General features: G+C 74.6%; 15 protein-coding genes and 5 tRNA genes. 9 read left to right on the plus strand and 11 right to left on the minus strand.

Going from position 1 to position 18,403, the window contains the following annotated elements:
• The first annotated feature begins 3 nt into the window (after positions 1–3).
• Positions 4–510, plus strand: coding sequence for a DsbA family protein (locus tag ACWDAS_RS00605; RefSeq protein WP_450386060.1), 507 nt, complete (start codon positions 4–6; stop codon positions 508–510).
• Positions 511–584: 74 nt separating this feature from the next.
• Here the strand turns inward: ACWDAS_RS00605 and ACWDAS_RS00610 are convergent, their stop codons facing one another.
• The 3 genes from ACWDAS_RS00610 to ACWDAS_RS00620 all read right to left on the minus strand — a co-directional run bounded on the left by ACWDAS_RS00610 (position 585) and on the right by ACWDAS_RS00620 (position 3,435).
• The gene (locus tag ACWDAS_RS00610) at positions 585–1,433 is read right to left on the minus strand and encodes a GNAT family N-acetyltransferase (RefSeq protein ID WP_450386062.1); all 849 of its coding nucleotides are present in this window, start codon (positions 1,431–1,433) and stop codon (positions 585–587) included.
• Positions 1,434–1,517: 84 nt separating this feature from the next.
• Entirely contained in the window at positions 1,518–2,381 is an 864-nt protein-coding gene (locus ACWDAS_RS00615; RefSeq protein WP_450386064.1) for an aminotransferase class IV, read from the minus strand.
• Positions 2,368–3,435, minus strand: coding sequence for a chorismate-binding protein (locus ACWDAS_RS00620; RefSeq protein WP_450386066.1), 1,068 nt, complete (start codon positions 3,433–3,435; stop codon positions 2,368–2,370). Before ACWDAS_RS00620 ends, ACWDAS_RS00615 begins: the two co-directional genes overlap by 14 nt.
• Positions 3,436–3,637: 202 nt before the next feature.
• Between ACWDAS_RS00620 and ACWDAS_RS00625 the strand changes: the two genes are divergently transcribed.
• The 5 genes from ACWDAS_RS00625 to ACWDAS_RS00645 all read left to right on the plus strand — a co-directional run bounded on the left by ACWDAS_RS00625 (position 3,638) and on the right by ACWDAS_RS00645 (position 4,107).
• Positions 3,638–3,710 (plus strand) — tRNA-Gly (locus ACWDAS_RS00625).
• A gap of 27 nt (positions 3,711–3,737) precedes the next feature.
• Positions 3,738–3,808: transfer RNA gene (locus ACWDAS_RS00630), tRNA-Cys, on the plus strand.
• Between the two features lie 4 nt (positions 3,809–3,812).
• Positions 3,813–3,884 (plus strand) — tRNA-Val (locus tag ACWDAS_RS00635).
• Between the two features lie 47 nt (positions 3,885–3,931).
• Positions 3,932–4,003 (plus strand) — tRNA-Val (locus tag ACWDAS_RS00640).
• A gap of 29 nt (positions 4,004–4,032) precedes the next feature.
• Positions 4,033–4,107 (plus strand) — tRNA-Val (locus tag ACWDAS_RS00645).
• 41 nt (positions 4,108–4,148) lie between these two features.
• Here ACWDAS_RS00645 and ACWDAS_RS00650 read toward each other — a convergent pair.
• The 4 genes from ACWDAS_RS00650 to ACWDAS_RS00665 all read right to left on the minus strand — a co-directional run bounded on the left by ACWDAS_RS00650 (position 4,149) and on the right by ACWDAS_RS00665 (position 6,337).
• Positions 4,149–4,439, minus strand: a complete 291-nt coding sequence (locus ACWDAS_RS00650; RefSeq protein WP_450386068.1) for a zf-TFIIB domain-containing protein — start codon at positions 4,437–4,439, stop codon at positions 4,149–4,151.
• Between the two features lie 7 nt (positions 4,440–4,446).
• Entirely contained in the window at positions 4,447–5,430 is a 984-nt protein-coding gene (locus ACWDAS_RS00655) for a phosphotransferase enzyme family protein (RefSeq protein WP_450386587.1), read from the minus strand.
• Positions 5,431–5,626: 196 nt separating this feature from the next.
• The gene (locus tag ACWDAS_RS00660; RefSeq protein ID WP_450386070.1) at positions 5,627–5,830 is read right to left on the minus strand and encodes a hypothetical protein; all 204 of its coding nucleotides are present in this window, start codon (positions 5,828–5,830) and stop codon (positions 5,627–5,629) included.
• 264 nt (positions 5,831–6,094) lie between these two features.
• Positions 6,095–6,337 (minus strand): hypothetical protein, encoded by a 243-nt coding sequence (locus ACWDAS_RS00665; protein WP_450386072.1) that lies wholly within the window; start codon positions 6,335–6,337, stop codon positions 6,095–6,097.
• Between the two features lie 207 nt (positions 6,338–6,544).
• Here ACWDAS_RS00665 and ACWDAS_RS00670 point away from each other — a divergent pair, with 207 nt between their 5' ends.
• Positions 6,545–7,792, plus strand: a complete 1,248-nt coding sequence (locus ACWDAS_RS00670; protein ID WP_450386589.1) for a protein kinase domain-containing protein — start codon at positions 6,545–6,547, stop codon at positions 7,790–7,792.
• Positions 7,793–7,924: 132 nt separating this feature from the next.
• Here ACWDAS_RS00670 and ACWDAS_RS00675 read toward each other — a convergent pair whose 3' ends face one another.
• Positions 7,925–9,430: a PE-PGRS family protein gene (locus tag ACWDAS_RS00675; RefSeq protein ID WP_450386074.1), complete on the minus strand. Its 1,506-nt coding sequence runs from the start codon at positions 9,428–9,430 to the stop codon at positions 7,925–7,927.
• A gap of 826 nt (positions 9,431–10,256) precedes the next feature.
• Between ACWDAS_RS00675 and ACWDAS_RS00680 the strand changes: the two genes are divergently transcribed.
• Positions 10,257–11,441, plus strand: coding sequence for an acyl-CoA dehydrogenase family protein (locus ACWDAS_RS00680; RefSeq protein ID WP_450386075.1), 1,185 nt, complete (start codon positions 10,257–10,259; stop codon positions 11,439–11,441).
• Positions 11,438–12,562: an acyl-CoA dehydrogenase family protein gene (locus tag ACWDAS_RS00685; protein ID WP_450386077.1), complete on the plus strand. Its 1,125-nt coding sequence runs from the start codon at positions 11,438–11,440 to the stop codon at positions 12,560–12,562. Before ACWDAS_RS00680 ends, ACWDAS_RS00685 begins: the two co-directional genes overlap by 4 nt.
• A gap of 1 nt (position 12,563) precedes the next feature.
• Here ACWDAS_RS00685 and ACWDAS_RS00690 read toward each other — a convergent pair whose 3' ends face one another.
• The 3 genes from ACWDAS_RS00690 to cobT form a co-directional block, all read right to left on the minus strand.
• Entirely contained in the window at positions 12,564–13,382 is an 819-nt protein-coding gene (locus tag ACWDAS_RS00690; RefSeq protein ID WP_450386079.1) for a TrmH family RNA methyltransferase, read from the minus strand.
• Between the two features lie 46 nt (positions 13,383–13,428).
• A complete protein-coding gene (gene cobA, locus ACWDAS_RS00695) occupies positions 13,429–14,676 on the minus strand; it encodes a uroporphyrinogen-III C-methyltransferase (RefSeq protein WP_450386081.1) in 1,248 nt (415 codons plus the stop codon).
• A gap of 470 nt (positions 14,677–15,146) precedes the next feature.
• The gene (gene cobT, locus ACWDAS_RS00700; protein ID WP_450386083.1) at positions 15,147–18,335 is read right to left on the minus strand and encodes a nicotinate-nucleotide--dimethylbenzimidazole phosphoribosyltransferase; all 3,189 of its coding nucleotides are present in this window, start codon (positions 18,333–18,335) and stop codon (positions 15,147–15,149) included.
• Positions 18,336–18,403: the final 68 nt, after the last annotated feature.

An 18,403-nucleotide genomic window follows, 5' to 3' on the forward strand; every position in this document is an offset into this window, starting at 1 on the left:
CCCATGAACGAAGCGACTCCCCGCACCGTCGTCCTCGAGTTCTGGTGCGAACTCCAGTGCCCCGACTGCGCCGCCGCCCTCACCGACCTGCACGCGCTGCGCGACCGGTACGGCGACGCCCTGGAGGTCCAGCTGCGGCACTTCCCCCTGGAGAAGCACAAGCACGCCTACGCCGCCGCCCAGGCCGCGGAGGAGGCCTTCGTCCAGGGCCGCGGCTGGGAGTACGTGGAAGCGGTCCTCGCGCGCACCGAGGAGCTGGGCGAGCGCGGCGAGGCCCTGCTGGTCGAGATCGCGGCCGAGTTGGGGCTGGACGCGGAGGAGGTCGACACGGCGCTCATCGACGGGCGGCACCTCCTGGTCGTCGACGCGGACCACGCGGAGGGCAAGGCGATCGGCGTGACCGGGACCCCCACCTACGTCGTCACCGGCGAACGCCTCGACGGCGGCAAGTCCCAGGACGGCCTGCGCGTCCGCATCGAGTCCCTCACCGACACCGCCCTGGGGCGGTAGCCCCCGAAACCGCGCCGCCTGCGCCGGGCGCACGCCCGCACACAACAACCGGCCGCAAGGGGCACCCCGGACCCTCAGACAAGCGGCTTCGCCAAATGCACCCACGTCACCGCGTAATCCAGCGAAGCGTAAAGCCCCTCCGCCGCCTCGTTCCCGGCGAAGACGTTGAGCCCGAGCCAGTGCAGCCCCTCGGCCAGGCACTCCCGCTCCGCGGCGAGCATGAGCGTGCGCCCGTGGCCCCGCCCCCGGTGCCCCGGCTCGACGTGCACATTGAAGACGTACCCCGCTGACTCCCCGTCGTCCGTGGCGACCGCGTCGGTGCGCCCCACCCACAGGTCCCCGACGACCTCGCCGCCGGCCTCCAGGACCCGCAGTATCGCCCCCGGCGTCGCGAGGCCGTCGGGGAGGGCGGTGCGGTCGTCGGCCTCGGCCTTGGCCCGGGCCTGCACCTCGGGCACCCCGCGCCGGGTCCAGTCGCGGACGTACTCGTCCTGCATGCGGGCCAGCCACCCCGGGTACTCCGCCTCCGTCATGGGGCGGACGACGCCGCCCCCGGGCAGGTCCGGCGGCACCTCGGGCAGGGCCTTGACCATGTTCCGGTTGCGCACCGCGTAACCCAGTACGCCCGCCAGCCGCAGCGCGGCCGTGTCCTCCGTCCGCACCGAGACCTCGATGCGGCGGCAGCCCCACCCCCTCAGCACCTCCTCCGCGGCCAGGGCGGCGACCGTGCCGCGCCCGCGTCGCTGCTGGTCGTGGTCGATCCGCAGGGCGGCGATGCGGCCGACCTCCGGTCCGAACCGGGCGTCGGTGCACAGCGTGATCTCCCCCACCGGCCGCCCGTTGACACAGACGTGGAACCGGCGGGCGCGTACTCCGCCGCGCCGGCGCTGCTCGGGCTCGGCCGGGCGCAGGGTGGTGGTCATGGTGTGGAGTTCTACCGGGTCGCGGCGATTACGTCACGGGTTCAACCACCCGGGACGAACACGGGACGACACGGACGGCGCGGCTCAGGGGTTGGGGTGCTCCGCGGACCGCTCCGCGAAGACCCGCATCGCCTTGGCGGTGACCGGGCCGGGGTGCGCCCCGGTGGCCAGCTCGCGGTCGTCGACGCGGTGGACGCCCTGGACGTCGCGCAGCGAGGAGGTCAGGAAGATCTCCTCGGCCTCGGCGAGGGCCTCGAACGGCAGGTCCGCCTCCTCGGCGCCCGCCCATTCCACGACCAGTTCCCGGGTGATCCCGGCGAGGCAGCCGGAGGCCAGCGGCGGGGTGAGCAGCTTGCCGCCGAGGACGACGAAGACATTGGACCCGGTGCCCTCGCACAGGCGTCCCTGCGTATTGGCGAACAGCGCCTCTGAGGCGCCGCGCTGGTGGGCGCGGGCCAGGGCGACGACGTTCTCGCCGTAGGAGGTGGTCTTGAGCCCGGCGAGTGCCCCCTTCTCGTTGCGGGTCCACGGCACGGTGACCACGGCCGTGGTGTCCGGGCGCACGGTCGCTGCACCGAGGGCGACGACCAGGGTGGGGCCGGTGGTGCCGCGCTCGGAACCCAGCGGCGAGGTGCCGCCGGTGTAGGTGACGCGGAGGCGGCCGTGGGGCACCGGGTCGGCGGCCAGGACGGCCTCGCAGGCGTGACGCACCTCGTCGAGGTCGGGCTCGGGCAGGCCGAGGCCGCGCGCGGAGCGGGCCAGCCGCCGCAGATGGCGGTCCATCGCGAAGGCGGTGCCGCCGGTGGCCTTGAGCGTCTCGAAGACGCCGTCCCCGACGGTCAGGCCGTGGTCCATGACGGACACCAACGCGTCGTCGGTCTCGCGCAGCGCGCCGTTGACCCAGATCGTGCCCGCGGTGGTCGTGCTCACGGTGTCACTCTGCCCCATGGTTCTGTTCGCCTTCGTTCGAGTCATACGTACCCGACGCTACCGCCAGCAGCCGGGAGGCCTTCAGTTCGGTCTCGTCCCACTCGCGCTCGGGATCGGAGCCCCAGGTGATCCCGGCGCCGGTCCCGAAGCGCAGCACGGGTCCGCCGGGGGCGCCGCGGTCGATCCAGAAGGTGCGGATGCCGACGGCGAGCTCGCCGGTGCCTCGGTCGGCGTCGACCCAGCCGATGCCGCCGCAGTAGGGCCCGCGGGGGGCGGTCTCCAGTTCCCCGATGATGCGCAGGGCGCTCGACTTGGGCGCGCCGGTGACGGAGCCCGGCGGGAACGCGGCGCCCAGCAGCTCGGGCCAGCCGGCGCCCTCGCGCAGTTCCCCGCGGACGGTGGAGACGAGGTGGACCAGCCCCGGGTGCTTCTCCACGACGCAGAGGTCGGGGACGGTGACCGTGCCGGTGGCGCAGACCTGGCCGAGGTCGTTGCGGACCAGGTCGACGATCATGACGTTCTCGGCGTGGTCCTTGGGCAGCAGGTCGTCCTCGGTGCGGCCGGTGCCCTTGATGGGGCCGGACTCGATCACGGCGCCCCGGCGGCGCAGGAAGAGTTCGGGGGAGGCGCTGGCCACCTCGATGCCGTGCCCGGGCAGCCGGATCGTTCCTGCGTAGGGGGCCGGGTTGCCGCGGGCGAGGGCGGCCCCCAGGGCGTCTATGTCCGCGTCCGGATCGGGCAGGCGCGCGGTGAGCACCCGGCACAGGTTCGCCTGGTAGACCTCGCCGGCCGCGATGTACTCGCGGACGCGGTGGACTCCGGCGATGTAGCCGGCGCGGTCCAGCGAGGACGTCCAGGCGGTGCGGGCGGGGCCGCGCCAGGGCCGGCGCGGAGCCGGCGCCAGGGGATCCGGGCGTACGTTCCCGAAGCGCGCGCAGACCGTCCCGCCCTCGAAGCCGGCGACCACCGCCCAGAAGCCCGAGGAGTCCAGCGCGGCGGGGTCGGTGGTGACATCCCGCAGGTCGGAGGCGAGAAGGCCACCGAATCTGGCGAGGGGCGCGAGGTCGGGCACGAGGCTTCCCAGGTCGGTCCGGAGGGGCGAGTGCGAGTCTAAGTCGGCGGCGACGGCCGAGATGCGCTGGTCACCGACCCGGCACGCTGCGGAAACGCGTTTTGGTGGCGGAGCCGTAATCCGCTAGAGTTCAACTCGTCGCCGGGACGCGGAAGCGCCCCGGCGGAGGTCCCGCCCGGGTGCGAGCTCCGGGGGAGACACTGCGGACGTGGCTCAGTTGGTAGAGCATCACCTTGCCAAGGTGAGGGTCGCGAGTTCGAATCTCGTCGTCCGCTCGAAGTGGGGGTTCCCGCCCCCGCGCTGGTGGAGTGGCCGAGAGGCGAGGCAACGGCCTGCAAAGCCGTCTACACGGGTTCAAATCCCGTCTCCACCTCTGAGGACGATTAGCTCAGCGGGAGAGCGCTTCCCTGACACGGAAGAGGTCACTGGTTCAATCCCAGTATCGTCCACTGGGCCCGGGAGGGCCTTCCCCAGGGCTTCGGCACGGGGGACCCGAGCGCGATTAGCTCAGCGGGAGAGCGCTTCCCTGACACGGAAGAGGTCACTGGTTCAATCCCAGTATCGCGCACGCCTTACCAGCACCACCCGTAGTACCGAGGACGATTAGCTCAGCGGGAGAGCGCTTCCCTGACACGGAAGAGGTCACTGGTTCAATCCCAGTATCGTCCACCAGCACCCGAGGGCCGGAGCATTCGCTCCGGCCCTCGGTCGTGTCACGACGAGAAGAGCATGTGCGCCCAGCTCTGGTGCTTGTGGTGGCCGTGGTGGCCCCCGTGGTGACCGCCGTGCGGGGCGCCCCAGGCCGGGGCGGCGTGCTGCTGCGGGTAGGCCTGCGGGTAACCGGCCGGCGGCGGGGCGGGCTGGGCGTACTGCGACTCCATGCGGGTCAGCGCCTCGAGCTCCCCGTAGTCCAGGAAGATCCCCCGGCAGTTGCCGCACTGCTCGATCTGGACGCCGCTGCGGGTGAACGTCTGCATCGGGCCATGACACTTGGGACAGAGCATCGTCGGCTCATCTCCTCGTTCGCGCCGGCCGGGGATCGTCCCCCGGCGTAGGACTACTGCACCTTACTTCCGCGATTCGGCGGCACGTATCGAGGACGGCTTGTTCCGTTCCGTCGAGTACGCGGCCCTCCTGCGCGGCCTTGGCGACCGCGATCGCCGCGGTCTGTACCGCCAACGCCCGTGCCGCCACGTCGAGATGCGGCCACGGGTCGCCGTCGGTGGGGACGGCGGGGCCGCCGGCGGCGCGGTACGCGCCGAGGAAGCGGCCCCAGTCGTCGGGGTCGAGCAGCCCGGCGGCGAACCACATGGCCGGCCGGGCCAGATCCCAGGCGGGCTCGCCGAGCCCGAGGTCGTCGATGTCGATGAGGCGCCACGGGCCGTCGGGCACCGGGTGGCGCACCAGTTGGCCGAGGTGCAGATCGCCGTGGCACAGCACCAGGGTGGACGGCTGCGGGGCCTCGCCGCGCGCCCAGGGCGGCAGACCGCGCCAGGCGGCCAGCACGGCCGGGTCGCCGTCGCCCGCCGCCAGCATCCTGGCGACCGCCTGGGCCGCCCGGACCGGACCCCGCATCGCCGGCAGCGGGCCGGGCAGGCCGGCCACCGGCACGGCGTGCAGCCGGGCCAGCAGTGTGCCCGCCGCCGCCCAGGGCGCGGAGTCCGGATCGTCCCGGTCGACCGGCTCGCCGAGCGGCCACAGGCTGACCGGGCGGCCGAGGAGCACGGTGCTGAGCGCGCCCTCGCGGCCCGGCAGGGGCGCCGGGGGCAGCAGGACTCCCTCCAGCAGCGCGTGGGCGGCCACACGCAGCCGCACGGCGAGCTCGCCGGGATCGGTGGCCGGTGCGTGGGCCTTGGCGACCAGGCGGCCGCTGCGGACGACGGTGACGTCCGGCCGCTCGGCGAGCACCGTCGTCCGCACCTGGCCGGGAATGCGCGCGGCCGCGGCCACGACCGCCCCCAGGGCGCGCGTCAGCGGTGGTCCGCTGCTGGTCACCTTCTCCCCCACTGCCCGTCTCACCGGCCCACTGTGCGGCAGCGCGCGGCGCGCTGGCAATGCCGGGTGTGATGCCCGGGTACCGCCACAGGTACCCGGGCATTCATGCCGTCCGCCGGACCCCCGTCCCCACGGGGTTACTTCACCGGCTGTCGCGGACCCGGACCGCTCTTCCGGGCCCGCGGAGAGCGATCTGTCAGCGCCCCATCAGACCGGCTACGGACGACGCCTGTGCGACCACCGCGTCCCAGGCCCCGAAAGCCACCGCGAGCAGCACCGCGAGCGGCAGCACCATCGCCACCGCCACCAGTGGGTGCCGGGTGCCGGACGGGCGTATGCCGAAGGCGGCGATCCTGCTGCCACGCTCCGGCCGCACCGTACGGCTCACCGTGTTCGCCATGGCCCTCTCCTGGGTCGTGGTCGTGATCATTCACAGTTCTCCGGGGCGGCGGGCGTTTGACCTCGGGGGACGAGTGCTCCGCCCGCCGCTTGACCTCAACACTAGGCGCGCCGCCCGCACCGGTCGTCATGCCTTCGTACCGCTTCACTGGCCTCCCCGAGGATGACTCCGCGACCGGCGGCGTACTCCCCTGGGTGGAGGGACCCGGCCGCGTCCCCGGGACATCCCCGAGGGGATCTCCCGGGCGGACGCGGACGGGGCCCGTCACCCCCGCTCGTCGTCCTCCGCGTCGCCCCTCGGTATGGGCTGCTCGACCAGGGCGAGGACCCGGGTGGCCATGAAGCGGGCGGTGCGCACGACCGAGCCGGAACGCGTGACTTCGCTCACTTCCACCACCCCTCGTCGCACTGCCGTTTCGACCCTGCGGCCGGCCCTGGTGGCGACCACTTCATATGTCCTCGTCGTGTCGCCGGCGTCCACGACGATCTCCACACGATCACCCTTCATGGCGTCAATCCCCCTTGTCCGATGGACTGTTGACGGCATGACGACGTTCCGGGCCGTCAGTGGCCGGAACGTTCCCCACTCTTCAAGGATCCCATCAGGCACTGACAATCGGCCGCCCCGCGCGGGCGCGGCCTCGCGGCACGGCGGGCGGTCAGTCCGTAAGCTGTCGGCGTCAGACTGGCCAGGCAGGCAGCGGGGATGGACGAGATGGCGATGATGCGGCTCCGGCGCGAGGACCCGCGTGTCGTCGGCTCGTTCCGGCTGCACCGGCGACTGGGCGCGGGCGGCATGGGCGTGGTCTACCTGGGCGCCGACAAGCGCGGCCAGCGGGTGGCGCTGAAGGTGATCCGCCCCGAGCTGGCCGAGGACCAGGAGTTCCGCTCCCGCTTCGCCCGCGAGGTGTCCGCGGCGAGACGCATCCGCGGCGGCTGCACGGCCCGGCTGGTCGCCGCCGACCTGGAGGCGGACCGGCCGTGGTTCGCCACCCAGTACGTCCCCGGCCCCTCCCTGCACGACAAGGTCGCCCGCGACGGCACGCTCTCGGCCGCCGAGGTCGCCTCGATCGGCGCCGCCCTCGCGGAGGGCCTGGTCGCCGTCCACGAGGCCGGTGTCGTCCACCGCGACCTCAAGCCGTCCAACATCCTGCTGTCGCCCAAGGGCCCCCGGATCATCGACTTCGGCATCGCCTGGTCCACCGGCGCGAGCACCCTCACGCACGTGGGCACCGCGGTCGGCTCCCCGGGCTTCCTCGCCCCGGAGCAGGTGCGCGGGGCCGCGGTGACCCCGGCCACCGACGTCTTCGCCTTCGGGGCCACGCTGGCATACGCGGCGATGGGCGACTCGCCCTTCGGGCAGGGCAGTTCCGAGGTCATGCTCTACCGCGTCGTCCACGAGGAGCCGGATCTCACCGGCGTCCCGGACTCCCTGGCCCCGCTGGCCTTCGCGTGCCTCGCCAAGGACCCGGAGCAGCGGCCCAGCACGGTCCAACTCTCCGAGCGGCTCGCCGAGATCGCCGCCCGAGAGGCGCGGGGGCTCGGCTCGGCGCCGGGCCGGCGGGACATCGTGCCCAAGGCCTCGGGACCGCGCCCCGAGCGGCCCACGGGGCCGCGGACGCAGGCGTACGCGGAGCAGCAGACCGAGCGGCGCACGGCGCCCGGGACGCCGGTGTCGCCGCGCACCCCGGCGTCCCCCCGTACCCCCGCGTCGCCGCGCACCCCGACCCGGACGCCGGCCCGGACCCCCTCCGGGCGCACCCCGGCTCCGCGCACGCCCGCCGGCCGGCGCCCCGCGGGTGCCGACCGCAGGATGCTGCGGCAGCGGCTCATCGTCTTCGTCACCGTGACCCTCCTCGTCGCCCTCGGCATCGCCGCGGCGCAGGGCTGCCAGGGCCCCAGCCGGGGCCTCGGCCTGCTGCCCGGGGTCGCCGCCCACGCGACGGCGCCGCACTCGCCGTAGGCCCTGCCCTCGGGCCCCCGGGCCGACCGCCGGCCCCGGTCCACGTCCGGCCGCCCGGACTCGCGCGAACGCCCAACGCGCCCTTCCTCGACTCCGTCTTCGCTCCCCCGCGGACGGCGCCGGCGACCGGCGTCAGGCTAGGCCTGCCTCGTCGATCATGCGGTGCATGACGGCGACGGGGATCGCGGGGTTCTGGGCCGCCCACTCCGCCGTCACCGGTTCGCACAGCAGGCGGACGATGTCCCGCGCGGGCAGGCTCGGGTGCCGGGCCGCGCGGTACCACACGGGCGCGGAAGGGTCGTCGGCCAGCCGCGCCGCCGCGGCGGCCGTCAGCCGCGGATCCTCGGCGGCCCGCATCCGTACCTCCTCGTCCGGGTCGCGGCTGAAGAGGTCCACGAGTTCCGGCGCGGACTCCGGGTCCTCCAGCGCGAGGCGGCGCATCCGGGGATCGGGATCGTCCGCGAAGCGCAGGAGCCCCGCGCGCGGGAAGTTCGGGTGGCCGCGCGGCCGGTCCGGGACCGAGAAGCTGCCGGTCCACCAGCCCCACACCTCGAGCAGCATGTCCGGTGGTGCGTCGTCGCACGACTCGGCGAGGAAGAGCCGGACCACCCTGTCCTCGTCCCGGGCCAGCAGCTCGGCCGCGTCGGCGGGCAGCCGCGGGGCGCGGGCCACGCTGCGGCGCAGGAGCACGTGGCCCGAGCGGGCGAGGCGGCGCATCGCCTCCGGGTCGTCGTGGAGCGCCACGACCCAGGGCAGTTCGTGGAAGATGCGGTGGGTGTCGATCTCGGCCCGGACGGCGGCCCTTTGGGACTCGGTGAGTTCGGGACGGACGGAGACGGCGACGCGGACGTCGTTGTCGTCGTCGGCGGCGAGGCGGGTGACCAGGTCGGGATCCAGGTGCGGGTTGCCGGCGAGGGCGCGGCGCACGGCGGGGTCCTCGCCGGCGGCGAGGCGGGCGGCGAGGTCGTGGTCGAGGCGGCAGGCGCCGACCGCGTACGCGGGGCGGTCCAGGGCCTCGAAGACGTCCGCGGGCATGGGGTGGTCCTCGTGGTGCCGCAGCGAGGCGGCGGCACGCACGCGGGGGGAGGGGTCCGCGAGCAGTGCCTCCCGGGCGGGGGTCGGGAGGCGGGTCCAGGCGAGGGGGCCTGCGGCGGCCCGCACGTCCGGGTCGGGGTCACCCGCGAGCGGGACGGCGAGGGCGTCCGGGAACCCGGGCAGGGCGGTGGCGGCCGCCCGGACCGGGGGCGAGGGATCGGCGGCCAGGCGCGCGTAGCCGTCCGGGGTGAGGCGCGCCCCGCGGTACCCGGCGTGGTGGACGACGGTCTTGCGCCGGGCCGCGTCGGGCTCCCCGAGGGCGAGCCGGGTCCACTGCTCGGGCGTCATGCCTCGTTGGTGCTCCAGCAGGCCGCGGCGGACCTCCCAGTCGGGGTGCGCGATGGCGGCGTCCACGGTGGAGGGGGGCAGGTCACGGCTGAGCAGGTACGAGGTGATGCCGAGCAGGCGGGTCAACACGGCAGGCGTGGCGGCGGGGTTGAGGCCGAGGGCCTCGACGCGTATGCGGCGCAGGCGGCGGGGGGCATCCGGGGGGTTGAAGAGGGGGGCCCATTCGTCTTCCCCGGGGGCGGTTGCGGATGTCATAGGCGGCCAGGGTGTCATGTGGGCGGGTCGGCGTGTGCGGGTGCGTTGTGGTTGCGGTTGGGGTGCCCCTTGCGGCCGGTTGTCGTGTGCGGGTTGTCTGCGCCTGCGGCGGGATCCCCCGCCCTCCCCCAGCCTCCGGCCGGGGGTGCCCCCATCCGGCGCGTCAGTTGCCGCCTCGCTGCGTACGTACGGGGTCGGCGCCGCGCCGGGGCACCCCCCGCCTTCGGCCCGGGGGTGCCCCCACCTCGGCGCTCGCGGCGGTGCGCCACATCATTCGGCACCGCGCGCACCGCTCGTCTCCCCGGCTACCGCTGGGGGAGCACCCCGCCACACCCCCTCCCTCCCCCAGAAACCGCTGGGAGGTGCCCCCAGCCTCCGGCGAGCGGCCGACCCGCAATCTTCGAGGTGACCAGTGGGCGACCCGTACCGGGCTGCGGTGATCGGGGCGGAGGGGGCTACCCCCTCACCCCCACCCACCGGCGATCAGTCGCCGACGAGACGCAGGGGGCGGGGGAGTTGGGGGCACGCCCAGCCTTCGGCCGGGGGAGGGCGGGCGTTCTGGACGCTGCCGCATATGTGTGTGCGGCATCCGGGACAGATCGAGGTGGTGCCCGCATGCACGTGAATATGCGGTCCGGAATGGCCGGCCCCGAAGGCCCCGATCCCGGCCCACCACCAGCGGCGCGCCACGGTCACCGACCACACCGGAACACTCCCACCCCCAACAGAAACCACGACGCACGCGCAGGGGGGTGACGAACAGGCATCCCGTGGGTTAGTTTCTAAGCGCTTGCTTAGGTTACGCACTCGCGGAGGGACGCATCGCATGACGGTCACACCGGAGGAGCTGGGCGAGCGCGTGCGCGCGCTGCTCTCCTCTCACGATCCGGCGGCGACGGACCGCCTGGACTTCCTGCGGGCCCGGTTCGACGCCGGCCTGGCGTGGGTGCACTACCCGGAGGGCCTCGGCGGCCTGGGCGCACCCCGACCGCTGCAGGGGGTCGTGGACTCGGGGCTGGCCGCCGCCGGGGCGCCGGACAACGAACCACGGCGCATCGGCATCGGCCTCGGCATGGCCGCGCCCACGATCCTCCGCTACGGCACCGAGGACCAGAAGTCCCGCTTCCTGCGCCCGCTGTGGACCGGCGAGGAGGTCTGGTGCCAGCTGTTCAGCGAGCCCGGTGCCGGCTCCGACCTGGCCGGCCTGCGCACCCGCGCGGTGCGGGACGGCGACGACTGGATCGTCACCGGCCAGAAGGTGTGGACGTCCAACGCCCACAACGCGCGCTGGGCGATCCTGATCGCCCGTACGGACCCGGACGTCCCCAAGCACCAGGGCATCACGTACTTCGTGTGCGACATGACGGACCCGGGCGTCGAGGTGCGGCCGCTGCGCCAGATCACGGGCGAGGCGGAGTTCAACGAGGTCTTCCTCACCGATGTGCGGATTCCCGACGCGCACCGCCTCGGGGAGATCGGCGACGGCTGGCGGGTGGCGCAGACGACGCTGATGAACGAGAGGGTCGCGATCGGCGGCACCGCACTGCCCCGCGAGGGCGGCATGATCGGGACGGTCGCCGCGACCTGGCGCGAGCGCCCCGCGCTGCGTACGCCGGATCTGCACGACCGGCTGCTGCGGCTGTGGGTGGACGCCGAGGTCACCCGCCTCACCGGCGAACGGCTGCGCCAGCAGCTCGCGGTGGGGGCGCCGGGCCCCGAGGGCTCGGGCATGAAGCTGGCGTTCGCCTCGCTGAACCAGCGCATCAGCGGCCTGGAGGTGGAGCTGCTGGGCGAGGACGGCCTGCGCTACGGCGACTGGACGATGACCCGCCCGGAGATCGTCGACTTCTACGGCCGTGACGCCGGTTACCGCTATCTGCGGGCGAAGGGCAACTCGATCGAGGGCGGTACGTCCGAGATCCTCCGCAACATCATCTCCGAGCGGGTCCTCGGCCTGCCCTCCGAGCCCCGTACGGACAAGGACGTCCCCTGGAAGGACCTGCCGCGATGAGCTCCGATCTGCTCTACTCCGACGTCGAGAACGATCTGCGCGCCGCGGTGCGCGGGCTGCTGACCGACCGGTGCGCGCCGGCGGACGTCCTGGCCCGCTGTGAGAGCGACACACCCTACGACGCGGCGCTGTGGCGGACCCTCGCCCAGGAGGTCGGGCTCGCCGGGCTGCTGGTGCCGGAGAAGCTGGGCGGCCAGGGGGCCTCCGCGCGGGAGGCCGCGGTCGTGCTGGAGGAGCTGGGGGCCTTCGTGGCGCCGGTGCCCTTCCTGGGCAGCGCCGTGCTCGCCACCGCGGCCCTGCTGGCGGCCGGCACCGAGGAGGCCGACGCCGTCGTTGCGCGGCTCGCGGCGGGCGAGGAGACGGCCGCCCTGGCCGTGCCGCTCCCCACGGCGCCGGACGCGGACGTGCCCCAGGGGGTGCGGGCGGACGCGGACGGCTCGCTCGGCGGGCGGGTGACCAGCGTGGCCGACGCGACCGCCGCCGGCGTGCTGATCGTGCCGGCGACGGGTCCGGACGGGCTCGGGCTGTACGAGGTCCGCATGGACGCGCCCGGTGTCGCGCTGTCCGTACCGGTGCCGCTCGACCTGACCCGGCCGATCGCGGACGTCTCCTTCGACGGGGCGGCGGCGCGCAGGCTCGCCGGACCGGGGACGGCCGCAGCCGCCGTCACGCGGGCCCTGCTGACGGGGGCGGGCCTGCTGGCATCGGAGCAACTGGGCCTGGCCCAGTGGTGCCTGGACGAGACGGTGGCGTATCTCAAGGACCGCCACCAGTTCGGCCGGGTCGTGGGCTCCTTCCAGTCCCTCAAGCACCGGCTCGCGGACCTGTGGCTGGAGGTCGTCCAGTCCCGGGCCGCGGCACGCAACGCCGCCGACGCGCTCGCCGGCGGCAGCGCGGACGCCCCCGTCGCCGTCGCCGTGGCGCAGGCGTTCTGCGCGCCGGTCGCGGTGCGGGCCGCCGAGGAGTGCGTCCAACTGCACGGCGGCATCGGCATGACGTGGGAGCACCCGGTCCACCTCCGGCTGAAGCGCGCCAAGGCCGACGAGATCGCCCTGGGCACGCCCGGCCGCCACCGTGCGGCGCTCGCCGGTCTCGTGGACCTGCCCGCCGCGGCGGGCTGAGTCAGTCCCGGGGGCGGCCGGTCGCCACCGCGTAGAACGCGACCGCGGCGGCCGCCCCCACGTTCAGCGAGTCCACCCCGTGCGCCATCGGGATGCGCACCCACTCGTCGGCGGCGACCAGGGCGCGGGTGGACAGGCCTTCGCCCTCGGCGCCGAGCATCAGGGCCGCCCGCTCCAGACGGTGCGGGGCGGCGGCGTCGATGTCGGTGGCCTTCTCGTCGGGGGTCAGCGCGAGCAGCTTGAAGCCCGCCTCCCGCACTGTCTCCAGATCCCGGGGCCAGCTCTCCAGCCGGGCGTACGGGACCGAGAAGACGGCGCCCATGGAGACCTTGACCGACCTGCGGTACAGAGGGTCGGCGCAGTCCGGGGAGAGCAGGACGGCGTCCATGCCGAGGGCGGCCGCACTGCGGAAGATCGCGCCGATGTTGGTGTGGTCGTTGACCGACTCCATGACGACGATCCGCCGCGCGTCGCCCAGCAGGGCCGCGGCGTCGGGCAGTTGCCTGCGCTGCATCGAGGCGAGGGCACCGCGGTGCACGTGGTAGCCGGTCACCTGCTCGGCCAGCTCCGGGCTCACCGCGTAGACCGGCGCCGGCACCTCGTCGATGACGTCGCGCATGACGTCGACCCACTTGGCCGACAACAGCATCGAGCGCATCCGGTAACCGGCCTGCCGGGCACGCCGGATCACCTTCTCGCCCTCCGCGATGAACAGCCCCTCGGCGGGTTCGCGGCGGCGGCGCAACTCCACGTCGGTCAGGGACGTGTAGTCGTGCAGGCGCGGGTCATCGGGGTCGTCGATGGTGATGAGCTCAGCCACAGGGTGATACTGCCTTGTCCGAAGTGCGGTGCCAACGGCACCGACGTCACTTGTTACCGCCGGTTACGCGACCGCGCACGGCGACGACCTCGCCGATGACGATCACCGCGGGCGGGCGGATGTCCTCCTCCGCCACCCGCTCCCCCACCGTCGCGAGGGTCGCGTCGACCCGCCGCTGGGCCGCGGTCGTACCCTCCTGGATCACCGCGACGGGCGTGTCCCCACCGCGCCCGTGCTCCACGAGCGCCGCGGCGATCGAGCCGATCCGCTCCACGGCCATCAGCAGCACCAGTGTGCCGCGCAGCCGGGCGAGGGCCGCCCAGTCCACGAGCGACCGGGGGTCGTCCGGCGCCACGTGACCGCTGACCACGGTGAACTCGTGAGCCACACCCCGGTGCGTGACCGGGATGCCGGCGGCGGCCGGGACGCTGATGGAGCTGGAGATGCCGGGCACGACCGTGCACGGGATGCCCGCCTCCGCGAGTGCCTCCGCCTCCTCCATGCCGCGCCCGAACACGTACGGGTCCCCACCCTTGAGCCGCACCACCGCCTTGCCGGCCTTGGCGTGCTCGATCAGCGCCGCGTTGATGGCCTCCTGGGCCATCGCCCGGCCGTACGGGATCTTCGCGGCATCGATGACCTCGACGTGCGGCGGCAGTTCGTCCAGCAGGTCGCGCGGGCCGAGGCGGTCGGCGATGACGACGTCCGCCTCCGCGAGCAGTCTGCGGCCCCGCACCGTGATCAGGTCCGGGTCGCCGGGGCCGCCGCCGACCAGCGCCACGCCCGGGGTCCTCCCCCGGTGCTGGGGCGCCGCCAGCGAGCCGTCCCGCAGGCCCTCCACGATCGCGTCCCGCACGGCGGCGGAGCGCCGCGGGTCCCGGCCCGTCAGCACGGCCACGGTCACGCCCTCCGTACGGCCCGTCGCGGGCGTCCACGCGGTCGCCGCGTCGGCGTCGTCACTGCGGACGCACCACACCCGCCGCTCCTCCGCCTCCGCGGATGCGGCCGCGTTGGCCTCGGGGTCGGTGGTGGCGATCAGGGCGTACCAGGCGTCCGCGAGGTCGCCGGGCCGGTAACGGCGGCGCTCCCAGCGGATCTCGCCTGCGGCGACCATGGCGTCCACGGAGGGCGTCGCCGACGGCGAGATCAGCACGACGTCGGCACCGGCCGCGACCAGCGGGGGCAGCCGGCGCTGGGCGACCTGGCCCCCGCCGAGTACGACGACGCGCCGGCCCGCGAGGCGCAGTCCGACGGGGTAGGCGGGCGCGTCGTTACGGTCCTCGGCGGCAGTCATGGCGTGCGGCTCCTAGCGGTTTGCCTCGCGGCGGTGCCTCTCGGCGCGACGGGGTGGGGATGCGGGGGTGCGGGGCGACCCTGCCCCGGTCCAACCCTACGGTGCGGGGTGGCTGCGCCGCAGCGCCCAAGATCACACCTGCGGTGCGCTTGCCCGTGTTGTTGTGTGCGGGTTGTTTGCGCCTGCGGCAGGCATCCCCCGCCCGCTCCCCCTCCCCCGGTCTTCGGCCGGGGGTGCCCCATCCGGCGCGGTCAGTGACCGCCTCGCGCGTGTGGGGGCGGGCCGGGTGCGGGGCCTCCGGGGCTGGGCATTCTGGACGCATATTTACGTGCGTGACGGACACTTGCTCTTCTCGTCCCGGGTGCCGCACACAAATACGCCCAGTGCCCAGAACGGCCGCCCTCCCCCAGCCTTCGGCTGGGGGAGGGCGGGAGGGCGGGGAAACCGCCCCCTCGCCACGACCGCCCGCGTCAGGACTTCTCGGTCACCCCGGCGGAGTCGAACGTCGCCACCTCGTGCATCGCCCGCGCAGCACTCTGCACCAGCGGCAGCGCCAACAGCGCGCCCGTGCCCTCGCCGAGCCGCAGGTCGAGGTCGACCAGCGGGCGCAGCCCCAGCTTCGTCAGGGCCGCGCGGTGGCCCGGTTCCGCGCTGCGGTGGCCGGCGATGCAGGCCGCGAGCACCTCCGGTGCGATGGCGCGGGCGACGAGGGCCGCCGCGCCGGCGCTGACGCCGTCGAGGATGACCGGGGTCCGCAGGGACGCGGCGCCGAGCAACAGGCCGACCATGGCCGCGTGCTCGAGGCCGCCGATCGCCGCGAGGACCTCGATCGGGTCGGACGGGTCCGGCCGGTGGAGTTCGAGGGCCCGGCGTACGACGTCGATCTTGCGGGCGTGCATCTCGTCGTTGATACCGGTGCCGCGCCCGGTGACCTCCGCCGGGTCGACCCCGGTGTAGACGGAGATCAGGGCCGCGGAGACGGTCGTGTTGGCGACGCCCATCTCACCGGTCAGCAGCGCCTTGTTGCCCGCGGCGACGAGGTCGCGGGCGGTCTCGATGCCGACCTCGATCGCGCGCAGTGCCTCCTCGCGCGACATGGCGGGCCCTGCGGTGAAGTCGGCCGTGCCGGGGCGGACCTTGCGCGGCAGCAGACCGGGCGTGCTGGGCAGGTCGACGGCGACGCCGACGTCGACCACGCACACCTCGGCGCCGACCTGGTTGGCGAAGGCGTTGCAAACGGCCCCGCCGCCCAGGAAGTTGGCGACCATCTGGCCGGTGACCTCCTGGGGCCAGGCGGTGACGCCCTGGGCGTGCACCCCGTGGTCCCCGGCGAAGATGGCGACGGCCGCGGGCTCGGGGATCGGCGGCGGGCACTGCCGGGACAGGCCGCTGAGCTGCGCGGAGATGATCTCCAGCATGCCGAGCGCGCCGGCCGGCTTGGTCATCCGCTTCTGCCGCTCCCAGGCCTCGCCGAGCGCCTTGGCGTCGAGCGGGCGGATGCCGCGGAGGGTCTCCTCGAGGAGGTTGTGCGGCTCCTCGCCGGGCAGGGCCCGGTTGCCGTACTCCTCCTCGTGGACGACCCAGGCCAGCGGGCGCCGCTTGGACCAGCCGGACTGCACGAGTTCGGGGTCCTCGGGGAACTCGTCGACGTAGCCGACGCAAAGGTACGCGACGACCTCGAGGTGCTCGGGCAGGCCGAGTTCGCGGACCATCTCGCGCTCGTCGAAGAAGCTGACCCAGCCGACGCCGAGGCCTTCGGCGCGGGCGGCGAGCCAGAGGTTCTCCACGGCGAGCGCCGACGAGTACGGCGCCATCTGCGGCTGCGTGTAGCGGCCGAGGGTGTGGCGGCCGCCGCGGGTCGGGTCGGCGGTCACGACGATGTTGACCGGGGTGTCGAGGATCGCCTCGATCTTCAGCTCGCGGAACTGCTTGGCGCGGCCCTTGGGAAGGGACTTGGCGTACGCCTCGCGCTGCTGCATGGCGAGTTCGTGCATGCGCTGCCGGGTCTTGGCGGAGCGGATGACGACGAAGTCCCACGGCTGGGAGTGGCCGACGCTGGGCGCGGTGTGCGCCGCTTCCAGGACGCGGATCAGCACCTCGTGCGGGATCGGGTCCTTGCGGAAGCCGTTGCGGATGTCGCGGCGCTCGCGGATGACGCGGTGGACGGCGTCCCGTACGGACGGGTCGTAGCCCTCGGCGGCGGGGATCCGCAGCTCCGGGACGTCCTCCTCGGCGGCCGGCGCCTCGGCTTCGGGCACGACCGGCACCTCGGCCTCCGGCTCCGTCTCCGGCTCGGCGGCAACGGGCGCGGCAGCAGCGGCCGGCGCGGGGGCGGGCTCCTCCGTCACGACCGGTGCCTCGGGCCCGGGCTCGGCGACGGGCGGCTCGGGCTGGGGCTCCGCCACAGCCTCGACGACCGGCTCAGGGGCGGGCTCGGGCACGACGGGCTGCGGGGCCTCCACGGCCACCGGCACGACGACGGGCTCCGGCGTCTCCGGAACCACCGGCACCACGACGGGCTCCGGGGCCTCCGGCGCGACCGGCACCACGACGGGCTCGGACGCCACCGGCGCCTCCGCGGCGGGCTCCATGCCGAACGGCAGGGGCTCGTCGTGGGTTTCCAGCGGGGTCACGACCTCGGCGACCGGCTCGGGTTCGGGCGCAGGCGCGGGCACCACGGCCTCGTGCACGGGCACTTCCGCCGGGACGGCCCAGCCGGCGCCGGAGTCGGCCACCGGGGCCGGGGTCTCGTCGCGGGGGATGTCCAGGTACTCCGGTCCGGTGGTGGGCGGCCCGGAGTGACGCATCGGCATGGGGACCGGGGGCGGGGTGGCGGGGCCGCGGTCGGCCAGGGACCGCACGATGCCGCCGCCGTTGGACGGGTCCGGGATCGGCGGGCCCATGTGCAGCGGGCGCCGCGGCGGTACGGGAGCGACCTGGACCGGCTCCTGCGCCTGCTGCTGCGCGGGCACATGGGGCTGCGGAGCCGGCTCCGCGGCCGGGACCTGGGCCTCCGTGGTCATGGCGGCGTCCTCGGCGGGCGCGGGCTGCGCGACCGGCTCCACCGGCACGGGCACGGCCTGCTCCGGCACGACGTGCTCCGGTGCGAACGGCGCGGGCTGCTCGGCCAGCACCGGCTCCGGCACCGGGACCGCGATCGGCAGGTCCGCGCGGACCGCGGAGTAGTCGAGGGACACGGAGTCGCGGCCGCCGCTCTCGTGGGCGCCGTGCTCGGCGACTTCGTGTGCCCCGGGGACCGCCGCCGGGATGTGCTCGCCGACCGGCGCCGGCGCGGGGGCCGGGGTCGCCAGGGCGGCCTGCGCCGGAACCGGCGCGGGCGCCGGCGCGGGTACGGGCGCCGGGATCGGGGTGGCGACCGGGGTGGGCTGCGGCGGCACGGGCTGCGGGTCCGCCCAGGACCCCTGCAGACCGGGCATCAGCAGCATCTCCTCGTCCTCGTCGGCCACCACGGGGCCTGACGGCTGGTCGAGGTAGTGGTACTCGGGAGGAACCGGCGCGGTGAGCGGATCGACGTCCCACGAGGGGACGGCCTGCTGCTGCGCGCCACTGCCGGGAAGGTCGGCGTGCGGCTGCAGAACCGCTTCTTCGCCTGCGTTCTCCGGCAGTCCCTCACCCGGGACCTGGCCGGTGTCAGTCATGCGTGCCCCTCGCCCATCGGTTTCGCTCCTTCCATCGCTGCGCCGAGCACACTGCCCACTGAGAGAAC

Source organism: Streptomyces sp. NPDC001070 (genome assembly GCF_053598835.1).

Bases quoted from the DNA above. Each gene is read 5' to 3' on its own strand.
- ACWDAS_RS00670 (WP_450386589.1), top strand. From the start codon at position 6,545: ATGGCGATGATGCGGCTCCGGCGCGAGGACCCGCGTGTCGTCGGCTCG.
- ACWDAS_RS00685 (WP_450386077.1), top strand. From the start codon at position 11,438: ATGAGCTCCGATCTGCTCTACTCCGACGTCGAGAACGATCTGCGCGCC.
- ACWDAS_RS00605 (WP_450386060.1), top strand. From the start codon at position 4: ATGAACGAAGCGACTCCCCGCACCGTCGTCCTCGAGTTCTGGTGCGAA.
- ACWDAS_RS00615 (WP_450386064.1), bottom strand. From the start codon at position 2,381: ATGGGGCAGAGTGACACCGTGAGCACGACCACCGCGGGCACGATCTGG.
- ACWDAS_RS00680 (WP_450386075.1), top strand. From the start codon at position 10,257: ATGACGGTCACACCGGAGGAGCTGGGCGAGCGCGTGCGCGCGCTGCTC.
- ACWDAS_RS00610 (WP_450386062.1), bottom strand. From the start codon at position 1,433: ATGACCACCACCCTGCGCCCGGCCGAGCCCGAGCAGCGCCGGCGCGGC.
- ACWDAS_RS00665 (WP_450386072.1), bottom strand. From the start codon at position 6,337: ATGAAGGGTGATCGTGTGGAGATCGTCGTGGACGCCGGCGACACGACG.
- ACWDAS_RS00675 (WP_450386074.1), bottom strand. From the start codon at position 9,430: ATGACATCCGCAACCGCCCCCGGGGAAGACGAATGGGCCCCCCTCTTC.
- cobT (WP_450386083.1), bottom strand. From the start codon at position 18,335: ATGACTGACACCGGCCAGGTCCCGGGTGAGGGACTGCCGGAGAACGCA.
- cobA (WP_450386081.1), bottom strand. From the start codon at position 14,676: ATGACTGCCGCCGAGGACCGTAACGACGCGCCCGCCTACCCCGTCGGA.
- ACWDAS_RS00650 (WP_450386068.1), bottom strand. From the start codon at position 4,439: ATGCTCTGTCCCAAGTGTCATGGCCCGATGCAGACGTTCACCCGCAGC.
- ACWDAS_RS00660 (WP_450386070.1), bottom strand. From the start codon at position 5,830: ATGGCGAACACGGTGAGCCGTACGGTGCGGCCGGAGCGTGGCAGCAGG.